Below are 13,908 nucleotides of genomic sequence, written 5' to 3'. Positions count from 1 at the left end.
CCGGGGAACCGTGATCGGGCCGGCCCCCCTGATCACGGTCACGGCGCCGCGCGCGGAGTGGTTCACGCCGGTTCGGTTCCGCGGGCGCACGCGCGCGGGAGTGCGCGGGTGCGCGGCTTCCGGGCGGCACGCGTCGGGCTCTTCCGGAGACCGGGCGCGGCAGATAGCTTCGGCCTGCACCACCCGTCATGTACCTGCCCAGGCATCACCCGTGCCCCGGGCGGTTCTGTACCCGGATGATGTGGAGATCCCATGGCTCATCTGCGTTCCGGACGCCGGCTCGCGCTCGCCGCGCCGGTTCTCGACGTGCTGCGCGCGGCCGGTTGACCGCCGCCAGGGCGGCGCCTCGCCGCAGTCCCGCACGACCCGCTCGTACCGCTCGTACCGCGAACGAACTGGAGAGAACCGACCCATGACCGTCAAGCCACGCCGCCGTCGCGCCCTCGCCCTCCCGGCCGGGATGGCCCTCGCCACGGCACTCGCGTTCCTGCCCGGCACCACCGCGTCCGCCGCCGGGAGCGCCCCGGTGTCCGCCGCCGACGGGCCCGTACTCAGCTATGTCGTCAACGTCGGCCCGGGGCACGGTGTCGCGCACCGCGTGCGGAAGGCGATCGCCGAGGCCGGGGGCTCGGTGGTGATCACCTACGACCGGATCGGCGTGATCGTCGTCCACTCCGCGAACCCCGGGTTCGCCGAGACCATACGCACGGTGCCCGGGGTCGACTCGGCTGGTGCCACCCGCAACGCGCCGCTGCCCGCCCAGTCCACCACCGACGTCGGCACGCCGAAGGTGCTCGGCGCCGAGGAGGTTGCCGAGGCGGGCACCCGGGCGGCCGACGGCCAGGACCCGCTGGAGCCGCTCCAGTGGGACCTGCCGGCCATCAAGGCGGACAAGGCGCACGAGATAACCCTCGGCAGCCGCGACGTCACGGTCGCCGTCATCGACACGGGCGTCGACGACACCCACCCGGACATCGCGCCCAACTTCGACCGCGAGGCGTCCGCCAACTGCGTGTCGGGCAGGCCGGACACGACGGACGGCGCCTGGCGGCCGAGCGCGTCGGAGAGTCCACACGGCACGCACGTGGCGGGCGAGATCGCGGCGGCGAAGAACGGCGTGGGCGTCACGGGTGTGGCACCGGGCGTCAGGGTCGCCGGCATCAAGGTCGCCAACCCGGACGGATACTTCTACACGGAGGCCGTGGTCTGCGGCTTCGTGTGGGCGGCCGAGCACCACGTCGACGTGACCAACAACAGCTATTACACCGACCCGTGGTACTTCAACTGCACCACCGACCCGGACCAGAGGGCGCTCGTGGACGCCGTGACCCGGGCCTCGCGTTACGCGGAGAAGAAGGGCACGGTCAACATCGCGGCGGCCGGCAACGAGCGCTACGACCTCGCCTCCCACTCGATCACCGACCCGGTCTCCCCCAACGACGGCACGCCCTCCCCGCGGGTGATCGACCCGCACACGTGCTACGACATACCGACCCAGCTGCCGGGTGTCGTGACGGTCGCGGCGACGGGCGCCAAGGGCCTGAAGTCCTCCTTCTCCAACTACGGCCTCGGCGTGATCGACATCGCCGCGCCCGGCGGTGACTCGACGGCCTACCAGGCGCCGCGGCCCCCGGCGACCAGCGGCCTCATCCTGGGCCCGCTGCCCGGCGGCAAGTGGGGCTACATGGCGGGCACGTCCATGGCGACACCGCATGTCGCCGGGGTCGCCGCATTGATCAAGTCAACCCATCCGCACGCCTCCGCGGCCCTCGTCAAGGCACTGCTGTACGCGGAGGCCGACGCTACGCCGTGCACGGACCCGTACGACATCGACGGGGACGGCAAGGTGGACGCGGTGTGCGAGGGGACGAGGAACCACAACGGCTTCTACGGCTGGGGGACGGCGGACGCGCTGGCCGCCGTGACGAGGTAGACCCCCTCCCTCGATATATTGATTCAGTCAATACTGCATAGTGCAGTCATGACTGCACTCAATTACGCGTGGTCCGCGCTGGGCGGTGACCCCGCCCGGCTCGCACGGCTCACCACCGTCGTACGGGAAGGCGTGCTCCCGGCCCGCCTTCCCGTACGGCAGCTGGCCCGCGCGTGCGTGGGCGCGTGCGCGCTGGCCGCCGCCGAGCTGGCGGCCCGCCGGGCCGGACTCGGCGAGGTGCCGGGCGTCCGGGTCGACGACGGTGCGGTCGCCGCCGCCTTCCACAGCGAGCGCCTCCTGCGGGTCGACGGACGGGCACCGGTCCTCTTCGCGCCACTGTCCCGGTTCTGGCGGACGGCCGACGGCTGGGTGCGCACCCACGCCAACTACCCGCACCACCGGGCCCGGCTGCTCGGCGCGCTGGATCTGCCGCACGACGCCCCGGTGGAGAAGGCCGCCGGCCGGTTCGCCGCGCTGTCCGCCCTGGAGGCGGAGGACGCGGTCCGCGGCGCGGGCGGCCTCGCGGTGGCCCTGCGTACGCCGGCGCAGTGGCAGGCGCACGAACAGGCCGCCGAGGTGGCCCTGCGGCCGCTGGTCGAGCGCGAGCGGCTGGACGCGGCACGTACGCGCGTGCTGCCCCCGCTCGATCCGGCCACCGCTCCCCTGCTGCCCGCCGCCGGAGTGCGCGTGCTGGACCTGACCCGGGTTCTGGCGGGCCCGGTCGCCACCCGCACCCTCGCGCTGCTCGGCGCGGACGTGCTGCGCGTGGACGCCCCGTGGCTGCCGGAACTCCCCGACCAGCACGCCGACACGGGCTTCGGGAAACGGTCCGCGACGCTCGATCTGGCGGTCGGCCGGGACACCTTCGAGGATCTGCTCGGCGCGGCCGACGTCGTGGTCACCGGGTACCGGCCCGGCGCCCTGGACCGGTTCGGGCTCTCCCCGCGGGAACTGGTCGCGCGGCACCCCGGCCTGATCGTGGCACAGGTGTCGGCGTGGGGCGCGTACGGGCCGTGGGGCGGGCGGCGCGGCTTCGACAGCCTGGTGCAGGCCGCCACCGGCATCGCGGTGACCGAGGGATCGGCCGGGGAGCCGGGTGCGCTGCCCGCGCAGGCCCTGGACCACGGCACCGGTTATCTGCTGGCGGCGGCCGTGCTGCGGGCGCTGACCGAGCAGTCGTACGAGGGCGGGAGCCGGCTGGTCCGGCTGGCGCTGGCCCGGACCGCCCACTGGCTGACGGCCGGCCTCGGCCAGGACCCGGCCGAGGCGGCACCGTACCCGGACCCGGCCGAGGCGGCAGCGTACCCGGGCCCGGAGGCCTGGCTGACCAGGACCGACGGTCCCCTGGGCCGACTGCGGCACGCCGGCCCGGCCGTGTCCTTCACAGACGGCCCCACCGCCTGGACCCGCCCCCCGGGCCCCTGGGGCTCGGACCCGGCCCGCTGGCTGTGAGGCCACGAGTGGCCTTGGCGCTGCCCGGTTCGCTGTCGCGGCCCCCGTCAGCGGGCGCCGATGCTTGCAGGGCTTCGGGGCGGCGGCCCCCACCCTCCCAGAGCCCGGCCATCCCGGGCCCTGGGTTTGGGACCCGGCCCGCTGGCTGTGACGCCACGAGTGGCCCTCGCGTCGCCCGGTTCGCTGTCGCGGCCCCCGTCAGCGGGCGCCGATGCTTGCAGGGCTTCGGGGCGGCGGCCCCCACCCTCCCAGAGCCCGGCCATCCCGGGCCCTGGGCTCGAACCCGGCCCGCTGGCTGTGACGCCACGGGTGGCCTTGGCGCTGCCCGGGGCATCGTCGTGGTCCCGGGCAGCGGGCGTCGGCGCCTTCAGGGGTTCGCAGGCGCTGTCAGCAGTGGGTGCCGGGCCGTCTCGCGGCGTACGTCCACGGGTCGCTGCCGCGCCTGGCGGGTGCCGCTTCGAAGGAGGCTCGTACGGTGACCTCGGTGGGTGACCGAGTGCGCTTCGGGACGCCTTCAGTTGTTCCGGCATTCGCTGGGAGGCTCGGCCGGTCCCGCCGCGTGACCGTCACACGCCCGCCGCGCCCAGCAGGCTCCCCGCCGCGTACGTCACGCCCATCGCCAGCACGCCGCCCGCCACGTTGCGCAGCACCGCGCGCCCCGGGTCGGCCGCGCCGAGGCGGGCGCTGCTCCAGCCGGTGAGGACGAGCGCGGCCAGTACGCAGGCCACCGTGACCGGGAGCCGCTGACTCGCCGGCGGCAGCACGATGGCCAGCAGCGGCAGCAGCGCGCCCACGGTGAAGGCCAGGAAGCTCGCCCAGGCCGCGTGCCAGGGGTTGGTCAGTTCGTCGGGATCGATGCCCAGCTCCACGCGCGCGTGGGCCCTCAACGCGTCCCGCGCGGTGAGCTGTTCGGCGGCCTCGCGGGCCACCTGCCGGGACAGGCCACGCGCCTCCAGCAGCTCGGTCAGCTCCTCCAGTTCGGCCTCCGGCTGCTCGCGCAGCTCCCGGCGCTCCACGGCCAGCGCCGCCATCTCGGAGTCACGCTGGGTGGAGACGGAGACGTACTCACCGGCCGCCATCGACATGGAACCGGCCAGCAGACCGGCCAGTCCGGCGGTCAGCAGGGCGGCCCGGCTCCCGGTCGCCCCGGCCACGCCGACGACCAGGCCCGCGGTCGAGACGATGCCGTCGTTCGCGCCCAGCACGGCGGCCCGGAGCCAGTTCAGCCGGGAGCCGAGCGCGCCGCCGTGGGTCTCGTCGTGGGTGGGTTCCGTCACAGCACGGAGGATGCCATCCCGAGGGTCACGGCAACCGCACCGACGCTCCTGCCGGTGCCGTCGCTCGATGCCGTCGCCGACGCGACAGGCTCGGCGGGGCCGGCGGGGCCCTGCCGTGGTGCCGGACCGGCCCTCTGCGGCGGCTCCGCCAACCCGGTCGACCGGTGGAGCAGTTCGCCGGGGTACGGGCCAACCGGCGCCCAGGGTACGGGGCTACAGCCGAAGGGTCATACGGGGCATACCATCCCCGAACGGGCGCAACTTTCAGGATGGCGGGCCGGTGGGAGGCCGCAGGGCGCCGATGCCCGGGCGGGTGAAGACATCGCCGGTGAGCACGTGTTGCCGGCCCCGGTACACGGCCGCGTACCGCGCCGTCCGGACCGCCGGCGGCCGGGGGCCCGGTGGCGGTGCCGGGGCGCCCCTGTGGGCGCGGACCGAACTCGACGGTGCGCTCCCGGTGTTGCGGCACGCGCGCGTGGGCGGCGGGCGAGCCCGTGCGGCGCGGCCGGTACCTGACGGAGGGCGCTGTCAGTCGTGGCCCGTATCCTCAGGGACCATGCTCGAAGACCATGCGACCGCCGTGTCCTCCCCCACCCCGTGGCCGGCCGCGTATCCGCGCGGATACGCGGTCGTTGACGTGGAGACCACCGGTCTGGCCCGCGACGACCGCATCATCTCCGCGGCCGTGTACCGGCTGGACGGGCGCGGTGAGGTCGAGGACCACTGGTACACGCTGGTCAACCCGGAGCGCGATCCGGGGCCGGTGTGGATACACGGTCTGACGAGTGACGTGCTGGAGGGCGCGCCGCTGTTCGGGGACATCGCCGAGGAGTTCGCCGCCCGCCTGGACGGCCGGGTCCTCGTGGCGCACAACGCCGTCTTCGACTGGCAGATGATCGCCCGTGAGTACGCGCGCGTGCGGCGCGAGGCGCCGGTGCGGCAACGGCTGTGCACCATCGCGCTCTCCAAGGAGCTGGGCCTGCCGCTGCCCAACCACAAGCTGGAGTCGCTGGCCGCGCACTTCGGGGTGGTGCAGCAGCGGGCGCACCACGCGCTGGACGACGCGCGCGTGCTGGCGGAGGCGTTCCGGCCGAGCCTGCGGGCCGCGGCGGTGGGCGGCGTACGGCTGCCGCTGCTGGAGTGCCGGCCACTGACCGAGTGGTCGGACCGGTCCGTGCCCCGGCAGGCGTCGGGCGGCTACGGCGGCTACCCGTCCGGCGGTTGGCGCCCCTCCCGCAAACGTCCGGTATGTCCGCATCCCAACCCAGGCCGTTACGAAGAGGGCAAACGCCTCAAACAGGGCATGCGGGTAGCCTTTTCGGGTGACACGTCCACTGAGCGCGAACTGCTGGAGGACCGGGCCGTGCAGGCCGGACTGCACGTCGCCACCAGCATCTCCCGGCTGACCAGCCTGCTGGTGACCAACGACCCGGACTCGGGCACCTCGAAGACGGTCAAGGCCCGGCAGTACGGCACGCCGGTCGTGGACGAGGCCGCGTTCGGGCAGCTGCTCGGCGACGTCGAGCCCGCCGACGGGTGAACCGGGCGGCGGGTCCGCCGGTCAACCCTCGCCCCGGCGGGTCACCGTACGAACGGGTGATTGCCGCACGACTCACCCGGCGCCGGCTCGCCCGCGGATCGGCGACGGCTCACCCTGTGGCCCATGGCGACATGTGAAGTCTGCGGCAATGACTACGGAATGACCTTCGAGGTGCACGCGCAGGGCGCGGTGCACGTCTTCGACTGCTTCTCGTGCGCGATCCACCGCATGGCCCCGATCTGCGAGCACTGCCGCGTGCAGATCATCGGCCAGGGTGTCGACGTCGACGGGCACTGGTTCTGCGGCGCGCACTGCGCCCGCGCCGAGGGAAACGCGGGCATCGTCGACCGGGTGTGACCCGGTACCCGCCTGATTGCACCCCGCGGCCCGGAGGTACCGTCGTGGGGTGCACCGCTACCGCTTCCTGTTGTCCCGCCAGTGGGTGATCCTCACCCTCGTCGCGATCGCGCTGATCCCGACGATGATCAAGCTGGGTTTCTGGCAGCAGCACCGGTACCAGGAGCGCACCGCCCGTAACGACCTGGTCTCCGCCGCGCTGCACGCCGAACCGGTCCCGGTGGAGCGGCTCACGTCTCCCGGGCACGCCGTGACCCGCACGCAGAAGTACCGCACGGTCACCGCCACCGGCACCTTCGACACCGCCAGGCAGGTCGTGGTCCGGCGCCGCACCAGCGCCGACGGCGAGGTCGGCTTCCACGTCCTGACCCCCCTGGTGCTCACGGACGGCAAGGTGCTGCTCGTCAACCGCGGCTGGATCCCCGCGAACGGCGTGCAGACCGCGTTCCCGAAGATCCCCGCCCCGCCGGCCGGCCGGACCACGATCACCGGACGGCTGAAGGCCGACGAGACCACCGCGGCGAGCGGCATCAAGAACGTCAAGGGTCTCCCCGACCGGCAGATCATGCTGATCAACAGCGCGGAGGAGGCGCACCGCCTGGGCGCGCGGGTACTCGGCGGCTACGTCGAGCAGACCGCGCCCGCGGCGAGGGGCGGTTCCCCCGAGCAGATCTCCGACCCGGGCAGCGAGGACGCCCCGCTGAACTACGCGTACATGATCCAGTGGTGGCTGTTCGCGGCGGCCGTACCGGTCGGCTGGTGGTTCCTGGTCCGGCGCGAGATCCGCGACCGGGAGGAGGCCGCGGCCGAGCGGAAGCCGGAGGAGATCGAGCCGGCCACGGTCTGAGGCGCGCACCGCCCAGGTCCGAGGCGGAGACCGCCCAGGTCCGAGGCGGACACCGCCCACCGGGGTGCTGTCGGCTCTGCGGCGCCGACGGTTCCCGGGATCACCCCGGCGGCGCACCCCCTGGTTGGCCCTCTGGTCCACCGGGAAACCGCATCCCGTGAACGCGCGCATCGAGGACTACGCCCTCATCGGCGACGAGCAGAGCGCGGCCCTGATCGGGCGGGACGGCTCCGTCGACTGGCTGTGTCTGCCCCGTTTCGACTCCGGCGCCTGCTTCGCCCGGCTGCTGGGCGACGAGAACCACGGCCACTGGCGGGTCGCCCCCGAGGGGGCGGACGTCTGCACCCGCCGCGCCTACCGGTCCGACACCCTCGTCCTCGACACCGAGTGGGAGACGGCGGACGGCACGGTGCGGGTCACCGACCTGATGCCGCAGCGCGAGCGCGCCCCCGACGTCGTACGGATCGTGGAGGGCCTCAGCGGCCGGGTCACCGTCCGCAGCACGCTCCGCCTCCGCTTCGACTACGGCTCGGTCATGCCGTGGATGCGGCGCGTGGACGGCCACCGGGTGGCCGTCGCGGGCCCGGACTCCGTCTGGCTGCGCACCGAGCCGGCCGTGGACGCCTGGGGCGAGGACCACGCAACCCACGCGCGGTTCACCGTCGAGGAGGGCGAACGGATCGCGTTCGTGCTCACCTGGCACCCCTCGTACGAGAAGCGCCCGCCGCTCATCGACCCGTACGAGGCGCTGGAGCACAGCGTCACCGACTGGCGGCGGTGGGCGCGGCGGTGCCGGTACGACGGTCCCCACCGGGACGCGGTCGTCCGCTCCCTGATCACCCTCAAGGCCCTCACCTACGCCCCGACCGGCGGAATCGTCGCCGCGGCGACCACGTCACTGCCCGAGCAGCCGGGCGGGGTGCGCAACTGGGACTACCGCTACTGCTGGCTGCGCGACTCCACCCTCACCCTCGGCGCACTGCTCACCGCGGGCTACGACGAGGAGGCCGAGGCGTGGCGGAACTGGCTGCTGCGCGCGGTCGCCGGCGACCCGGCCGACCTCCAGATCATGTACGGCGTCGCGGGCGAGCGGCGGCTGCCGGAGACGGACCTGCCGTGGCTGCCCGGCTTCGCCGGCTCCTCCCCCGTGCGGACCGGCAACGGCGCCGTCGACCAGCTCCAGCTGGACGTGTACGGCGAGGTGATGGACTCGCTGTCGCTGGCCCGCGGCGGGGGCCTGCCCACGAAGCCGCACATGTGGGCCATGCAGCGTGCGCTGATGGAGTACATGGAGTCGGCGTGGCGGCAGCCGGACGAGGGCCTGTGGGAGGTGCGCGGCGGCCGGCGCCACTTCGTGCACTCCAAGGTGATGGTGTGGGTGGCCTTCGACCGGGCCGTGCGCACCCTGGAGCGGCACCCGGAGCTGCGCGGCGATCTGGAGCGCTGGCGCGGCCTGCGCGACGAGGTCCACCGGGAGGTGTGCGAGAAGGGCTTCGACCGGGAGCGGAACACCTTCACCCAGTACTACGGTTCCCGCGGACTCGACGCCGCGCTGCTGCTCATCCCCCGTGTCGGATTCCTGCCGCCGGACGACCCGCGGGTCGTCGGCACGGTCGACGCGATCCGCGGCGAACTCGGGCACGGCGGTTTCCTGCGCCGCTACGACACCGAGGACGCGGGCTCGGGGATCGACGGGCTGCCCGGTGCCGAGGGTGCCTTCGTGGCCTGCTCGTTCTGGCTGGCCGACGCGCTGCACCGGACCGGCCGGACGAAGGAGGCGCGGGAGCTGTTCGACCGGCTGGTGGGCCTGTGCAACGACGTGGGGCTGCTGGCCGAGGAGTACGACCCGGTGGACGGCCGCCAGCTGGGCAACTACCCGCAGGCGTTCAGTCACGTCGCCCTGGTCAACACCGCCCTCACCCTGTTCGGGGACGACGAGGCAGGATAGGGGCCATGGATCTTGGACTGAAGGACCGGGTGTACGTCGTCACCGGAGCCACGCGCGGGCTGGGCAACGCCGCCGCGCGGGAACTCGTCGCCGACGGGGCGAAGGTGGTCATCACCGGCCGGGACGAGCAGCGGGTCGCCGACGCCGCCGCCGCGCTGGGCCCGAACGCGGTGGGCGTGGCCGTGGACAACGCCGACCCGGACGCCGCCGAGCGGCTGATCGCCGCCGCGCGTGAGCACTTCGGCGGTTTCCACGGGGTGCTGGTGAGCGTGGGCGGGCCGGCGCCGGGGTTCGTCGCCGACAACACCGACGAGCAGTGGCGCGGCGCGTTCGAGTCGGTGTTCCTCGGCGCGGTACGCGTCGCCCGCGCGGCGGCGGCCGAGCTGACGGCGGGCGGGGTCATCGGATTCGTGCTGTCGGGGTCGGTGTACGAGCCCATCCCGGGGCTGACCATCTCCAACGGGCTGCGGCCCGGACTCGCCGGATTCGCCAAGTCGCTCGCGGACGAGCTGGGCCCTCGGAAGATCCGGGTGGTGGGGGTGCTGCCGTCGCGGATCGACACGGACCGCGTGCGCGAGCTGGACGCCCTGTCCGCGGACCCCGAGGCCACCCGGAGGGCGAACGAGTCACGCATCCCGCTGCGCCGTTACGGCACGCCGGAGGAGTTCGGCAGGGTGGCCGCGTTCCTGCTGTCCCCGGCCGCGTCCTATCTGACCGGCCTCATGGTGCCCGTCGACGGGGGCATGATGCACGGCTTCTAGCCGACCGGCGACGGCGGCCCGGCGGCGCCGTGGGTCCGGCCCGCCGGCGCCGGACGGGCGTGAGCGCGAGCCCGGCGAACCCGACGGGCCGTCAGCGCGAGCCCGGCGGGCCCGTGGGTGCGGCCCGGCGGGGCCGGACGGGCGAGAGCGCGAGCCCGGCGGACCGGGCGGGCCGTGAGTGCGAGCCCGGCCCGCCCGACGGGCCTCACACCAGTCGTTCACCGGCCATACGGCAGTGTTCGGCGGACCGGGTGGCCGTACGGACAGAGAGCCGGCGGCGGACCAGGCGCCGTACAGACGGACCCGGCACCGTACAGACGGAGTCGGCGGTGGACCGGCGGAGCCGGCGGTGGACCGGGCGCCGTAGGGACGCCGGCAGCAGCCGTGCGGTGCCGGCGGCGGTGGTGCGGCCGGCACGCGCGTGGGGCTATTCGCCGAGGCCGGCCAGGTCCCGCAGGCGGCGGGTCTGTGCGGCGCGCTCGGCGGCGCGCTGGGTGTCGTAGTCCCGGCCCTGCGCGCCCCGCACCAGCGCCTTGGTCTCCACCACGGCGTCCCGGGGCGCGGCCAGCACCGCCGCGGCCAGGTCCCGCACCGCCGCGTCGAGTTCCGCCGCGGGCACGGCGAGGTTGGCCAGGCCGCTCGTCACCGCCTCCTCGGCCCCGACGAACCGTCCGGTCACGCAGATCTCGAGCGCGCGGCCGTATCCGACGAGGCTCACCAGCGGGTGGGTGCCGGTCAGGTCGGGAACGAGTCCGAGGCTGGTCTCACGCATGGCGAACTGCACGTCGTCGGCGACGACCCGGAGGTCGCAGCCGAGCGCGAGCTGGAAGCCGGCGCCGATGGCATGGCCCTGGACGGCCGCGATGGACACGATGTCGTTCCGCCGCCACCAGGTGAACGCCTCCTGGTACTCGGCGATGGTGGCGTCGAGCCCGGCGTCGTCACGGCGCGCGAGTTCCATGAAGGACGGCTCGCCCGGGATTCCCTCCGGGGTGAACATCTGCCGGTCCAGCCCGGCGGAGAAGGACTTGCCCTCGCCGCGCAGCACGACGACCCGGACGGAGCCCGGCAGCAGCTGACCGGCCTCGGCGAGCGCCCGCCACAGAGCGGGGCTCTGGGCGTTGCGCTTGGCCGCATTGGTCAGCGTCACCGTGGCGAGCGCGTCGTCGACGGTGAGCCGTACGCCGTCCTTGTCGAGTACAGGAATGAGGTCCTGGTCGGGCGAAGCCATGGGGCGCCTCCGATGGGTGCGGTCAGCAGAGCAGAGCTAAGTGACTGCACAGTAACCACCCGGCCGGTCAGTCCGCCGACCGGGTGGCCACCATCGAAGCCGATGGGCCGCCCGGCGTCAGGACGTCGCGGCCTTCTTGCCCCGGGTCGCTCCGCCGCGTCCACGCAGCGTGACGCCCGATTCACTGAGCATCCGGTGTACGAAGCCATACGAGCGGCCGGTCTCCTCGGCCAGCGCCCGGATGCTCGCACCGGAGTCGTACTTCTTCTTCAGGTCTGCCGCGAGCTTGTCGCGCGCGGCGCCGGTCACCCGGCTGCCCTTCTTCAGAGTCTCGGCCACCCGTGCCTCCTCATGGGAAGTGCGCTCTGGTTCTCCTCATGATCACCCCTTCCGGGCCCGATGGCCACCCATTCGGCAAGGTCCGTGCGACATCGTTGTGACGACAGGAGTCGGTCCCCACAATCGGAATCGGACATTCCATGCGGCGGTGTCCGTGGGTCCGAACGGGTGGATTCGCGAAGCAGCAGGTCAGAGACGCGAAACGGCCGATCCCCCGACTGCCGGGAGATCGGCCGGAAAATCCGTGTACGACACACCTCGATACGAGGAGATCTCACACAGATGGTGGATCACGGATCGGCCGAATGATCCATACGCAGTGGATCAGGCCTTCGATCACGCCAGGGCGACGAGATCCGCGTAGTCGGAACCCCACAGGTCCTCGACGCCGTCCGGGAGCAGAATGATCCGCTCCGGCTGAAGCGCCTCGACGGCACCCTCGTCGTGGGTGACCAGGACGACCGCGCCCTTGTAGGTGCGCAGGGCGCCGAGGATCTCCTCCCGGCTGGCCGGGTCGAGGTTGTTGGTCGGCTCGTCCAGGAGCAGCACGTTCGCCGAGGAGACGACGAGCGTGGCGAGGGCCAGCCGGGTCTTCTCGCCGCCGGAGAGGACACCGGCGGGCTTGTCGACGTCGTCGCCGGAGAACAGGAACGAGCCGAGCACCTTGCGGACGTCGACCAGGTCCATGTCGGGGGCGGCCGAGCGCATGTTCTCCAGGACCGTGCGGTCGGGGTCCAGGGTCTCGTGCTCCTGCGCGTAGTAGCCGAGCTTGAGGCCGTGGCCGGGGACGACCTGACCGGTGTCGGGCCGCTCCACGCCCCCGAGCAGACGCAGCAGCGTCGTCTTGCCGGCGCCGTTGAGGCCGAGGATGACGACCCGGGAACCCCGGTCGATGGCCAGGTCGACGTCGGTGAAGATCTCCAGCGAGCCGTACGACTTCGACAGGCCCTCGGCCATCAGCGGGGTCCTGCCGCAGGGCGAGGGGTCGGGGAAGCGCAGCTTGGCGACCTTGTCGGACTGGCGGACCGCCTCCAGGCCGGACAGCAGCTTGTCCGCGCGGCGGGCCATGTTCTGCGCGGCGACCGTCTTGGTGGCCTTGGCGCGCATCTTGTCGGCCTGCGTGTGCAGCGCGGCGGCCTTCTTCTCGGCGTTGGCGCGCTCGCGCTTGCGGCGCTTCTCGTCGGCCTCGCGCTGCTGCTGGTAGAGCTTCCAGCCCATGTTGTAGACATCGATCTGGGAGCGGTTGGCGTCCAGGTAGAACACCTTGTTGACGACCGTCTCGACCAGGTCGACGTCGTGGGAGATCACGATGAAGCCGCCGCGGTAGGTCTTCAGGTAGTCGCGCAGCCAGACGATCGAGTCCGCGTCGAGGTGGTTGGTCGGCTCGTCGAGCAGCAGGGTGTCCGCGTCCGAGAACAGGATCCGGGCCAGCTCGATACGGCGTCGCTGACCGCCGGACAGGGTGTGCAGGGGCTGGCCGAGCACCCGGTCGGGCAGATTCAGCGCGGCGGCGATGGTGGCGGCCTCGGCCTCGGCGGAGTAGCCGCCCTTGGTGAGGAACTCGGTCTCCTGGCGCTCGTACTGCCTGAGGGCCTTCTCGCGGGTGGCGCCCTGGCCGTTGGCGATGCGCTGCTCGTTGTCGCGCATCTTGCGGATCAGTACGTCGAGACCGCGCGCGGACAGGATGCGGTCGCGGGCGAGGACGTCCAGGTCACCGGTGCGGGGGTCCTGCGGCAGGTAGCCGACCTCACCGGAGCGGGTGATCGTGCCGCCGGCGGGGACGCCCTCACCGGCCAGGCACTTGGTGAGGGTGGTCTTGCCGGCGCCGTTGCGGCCGACGAGACCGATGCGGTCGCCCTTGGCGACACGGAAGCTGGCGTTCTCGAGGAGGACGCGCGCACCGGCGCGCAGCTCGATACCGGAGGCGGAGATCAAGGACAGACTCCAGGGCGTACGGAATTGACGGGTGGGCGGCTGCGGACGTTCCCGCCGTCTAATGCGCGAGGAGAATGGCCATGGGCCAAGTCTAACGGGGCCGGGCAAGCGGTTTTTTCTACGTCCGCGCGTGCGGGCCCCGGCGTGGGAGAACCGGATCCGGTGGCCGGGCGGGGGCGCCGGGCTCCGGCGGGGCCGGTACGTCGCCCGCCCGGGGGCCCGGGCGGTGCCGCTCGGCCGGGGTGTTGTCGGTGGCGCCTGCCACACTCGGAAGACACCGGAAGCGAT

Annotated in this window: 11 protein-coding genes; 7 read left to right on the top strand and 4 right to left on the bottom strand. The window is 73.2% G+C overall.

Annotated features, from left to right (window positions below):
- The first annotated feature begins 412 nt into the window (after positions 1-412).
- Positions 413-1,933, top strand: a complete 1,521-nt coding sequence (locus ABZ117_RS22215; RefSeq protein ID WP_356823262.1) for a S8 family serine peptidase — start codon at positions 413-415, stop codon at positions 1,931-1,933.
- A 48-nt stretch (positions 1,934-1,981) separates the two neighbouring features.
- Positions 1,982-3,385, top strand: coding sequence for a CoA transferase (locus ABZ117_RS22210; RefSeq protein WP_356823260.1), 1,404 nt, complete (start codon positions 1,982-1,984; stop codon positions 3,383-3,385).
- Positions 3,386-3,951: 566 nt separating this feature from the next.
- Here ABZ117_RS22210 and ABZ117_RS22205 read toward each other — a convergent pair.
- Positions 3,952-4,662 carry a VIT family protein gene (locus ABZ117_RS22205; protein WP_356823259.1) on the bottom strand — a complete coding sequence of 237 codons (711 nt, stop codon included), beginning with the start codon at positions 4,660-4,662 and terminating at the stop codon, positions 3,952-3,954.
- A 556-nt stretch (positions 4,663-5,218) separates the two neighbouring features.
- On the opposite strand from ABZ117_RS22205, the gene ABZ117_RS22200 reads away from it, so the two are divergent.
- The 5 genes from ABZ117_RS22200 (at position 5,219) to ABZ117_RS22180 (ending at position 10,115) form a co-directional block, all read left to right on the top strand.
- Complete coding sequence (locus ABZ117_RS22200) at positions 5,219-6,202, top strand: DEDDh family exonuclease (protein ID WP_356823257.1); 984 nt, start codon at positions 5,219-5,221, stop codon at positions 6,200-6,202.
- Positions 6,203-6,325: 123 nt separating this feature from the next.
- The gene (locus ABZ117_RS22195; RefSeq protein WP_356823255.1) at positions 6,326-6,559 is read left to right on the top strand and encodes a hypothetical protein; all 234 of its coding nucleotides are present in this window, start codon (positions 6,326-6,328) and stop codon (positions 6,557-6,559) included.
- A gap of 49 nt (positions 6,560-6,608) precedes the next feature.
- Positions 6,609-7,406: an SURF1 family protein gene (locus ABZ117_RS22190; protein ID WP_356823253.1), complete on the top strand. Its 798-nt coding sequence runs from the start codon at positions 6,609-6,611 to the stop codon at positions 7,404-7,406.
- 157 nt (positions 7,407-7,563) lie between these two features.
- Positions 7,564-9,354: a glycoside hydrolase family 15 protein gene (locus ABZ117_RS22185; RefSeq protein ID WP_356823251.1), complete on the top strand. Its 1,791-nt coding sequence runs from the start codon at positions 7,564-7,566 to the stop codon at positions 9,352-9,354.
- Positions 9,355-9,359: 5 nt separating this feature from the next.
- A complete protein-coding gene (locus ABZ117_RS22180; protein WP_356823249.1) occupies positions 9,360-10,115 on the top strand; it encodes an SDR family oxidoreductase in 756 nt (251 codons plus the stop codon).
- 427 nt (positions 10,116-10,542) lie between these two features.
- On the opposite strand, the gene ABZ117_RS22175 is transcribed toward ABZ117_RS22180, so the two are convergent.
- The 3 genes from ABZ117_RS22175 to ABZ117_RS22165 all read right to left on the bottom strand — a co-directional run bounded on the left by ABZ117_RS22175 (position 10,543) and on the right by ABZ117_RS22165 (position 13,620).
- Positions 10,543-11,346: an enoyl-CoA hydratase/isomerase family protein gene (locus ABZ117_RS22175; RefSeq protein ID WP_356823247.1), complete on the bottom strand. Its 804-nt coding sequence runs from the start codon at positions 11,344-11,346 to the stop codon at positions 10,543-10,545.
- A gap of 117 nt (positions 11,347-11,463) precedes the next feature.
- Entirely contained in the window at positions 11,464-11,685 is a 222-nt protein-coding gene (locus tag ABZ117_RS22170) for a helix-turn-helix domain-containing protein (RefSeq protein WP_010355597.1), read from the bottom strand.
- A 336-nt stretch (positions 11,686-12,021) separates the two neighbouring features.
- Entirely contained in the window at positions 12,022-13,620 is a 1,599-nt protein-coding gene (locus ABZ117_RS22165; RefSeq protein WP_356823245.1) for an ABC-F family ATP-binding cassette domain-containing protein, read from the bottom strand.
- Positions 13,621-13,908: the final 288 nt, after the last annotated feature.

Origin of the sequence: Streptomyces sp. NPDC006309, from assembly GCF_040613095.1 — a bacterium.
In the GTDB taxonomy this organism is placed as follows: domain Bacteria; phylum Actinomycetota; class Actinomycetes; order Streptomycetales; family Streptomycetaceae; genus Streptomyces.
This window is presented reverse-complemented; position numbering and strand designations above follow the sequence as displayed.

What these genes read in the sequence shown, in the direction of transcription:
- ABZ117_RS22215 (WP_356823262.1), top strand. Translation starts at nt 413, where the DNA reads ATGACCGTCAAGCCACGCCGCCGTCGCGCCCTCGCCCTCCCGGCCGGG.
- ABZ117_RS22210 (WP_356823260.1), top strand. Translation starts at nt 1,982, where the DNA reads ATGACTGCACTCAATTACGCGTGGTCCGCGCTGGGCGGTGACCCCGCC.
- ABZ117_RS22200 (WP_356823257.1), top strand. Translation starts at nt 5,219, where the DNA reads ATGCTCGAAGACCATGCGACCGCCGTGTCCTCCCCCACCCCGTGGCCG.
- ABZ117_RS22195 (WP_356823255.1), top strand. Translation starts at nt 6,326, where the DNA reads ATGGCGACATGTGAAGTCTGCGGCAATGACTACGGAATGACCTTCGAG.
- ABZ117_RS22180 (WP_356823249.1), top strand. Translation starts at nt 9,360, where the DNA reads ATGGATCTTGGACTGAAGGACCGGGTGTACGTCGTCACCGGAGCCACG.
- ABZ117_RS22175 (WP_356823247.1), bottom strand. Translation starts at nt 11,346, where the DNA reads ATGGCTTCGCCCGACCAGGACCTCATTCCTGTACTCGACAAGGACGGC.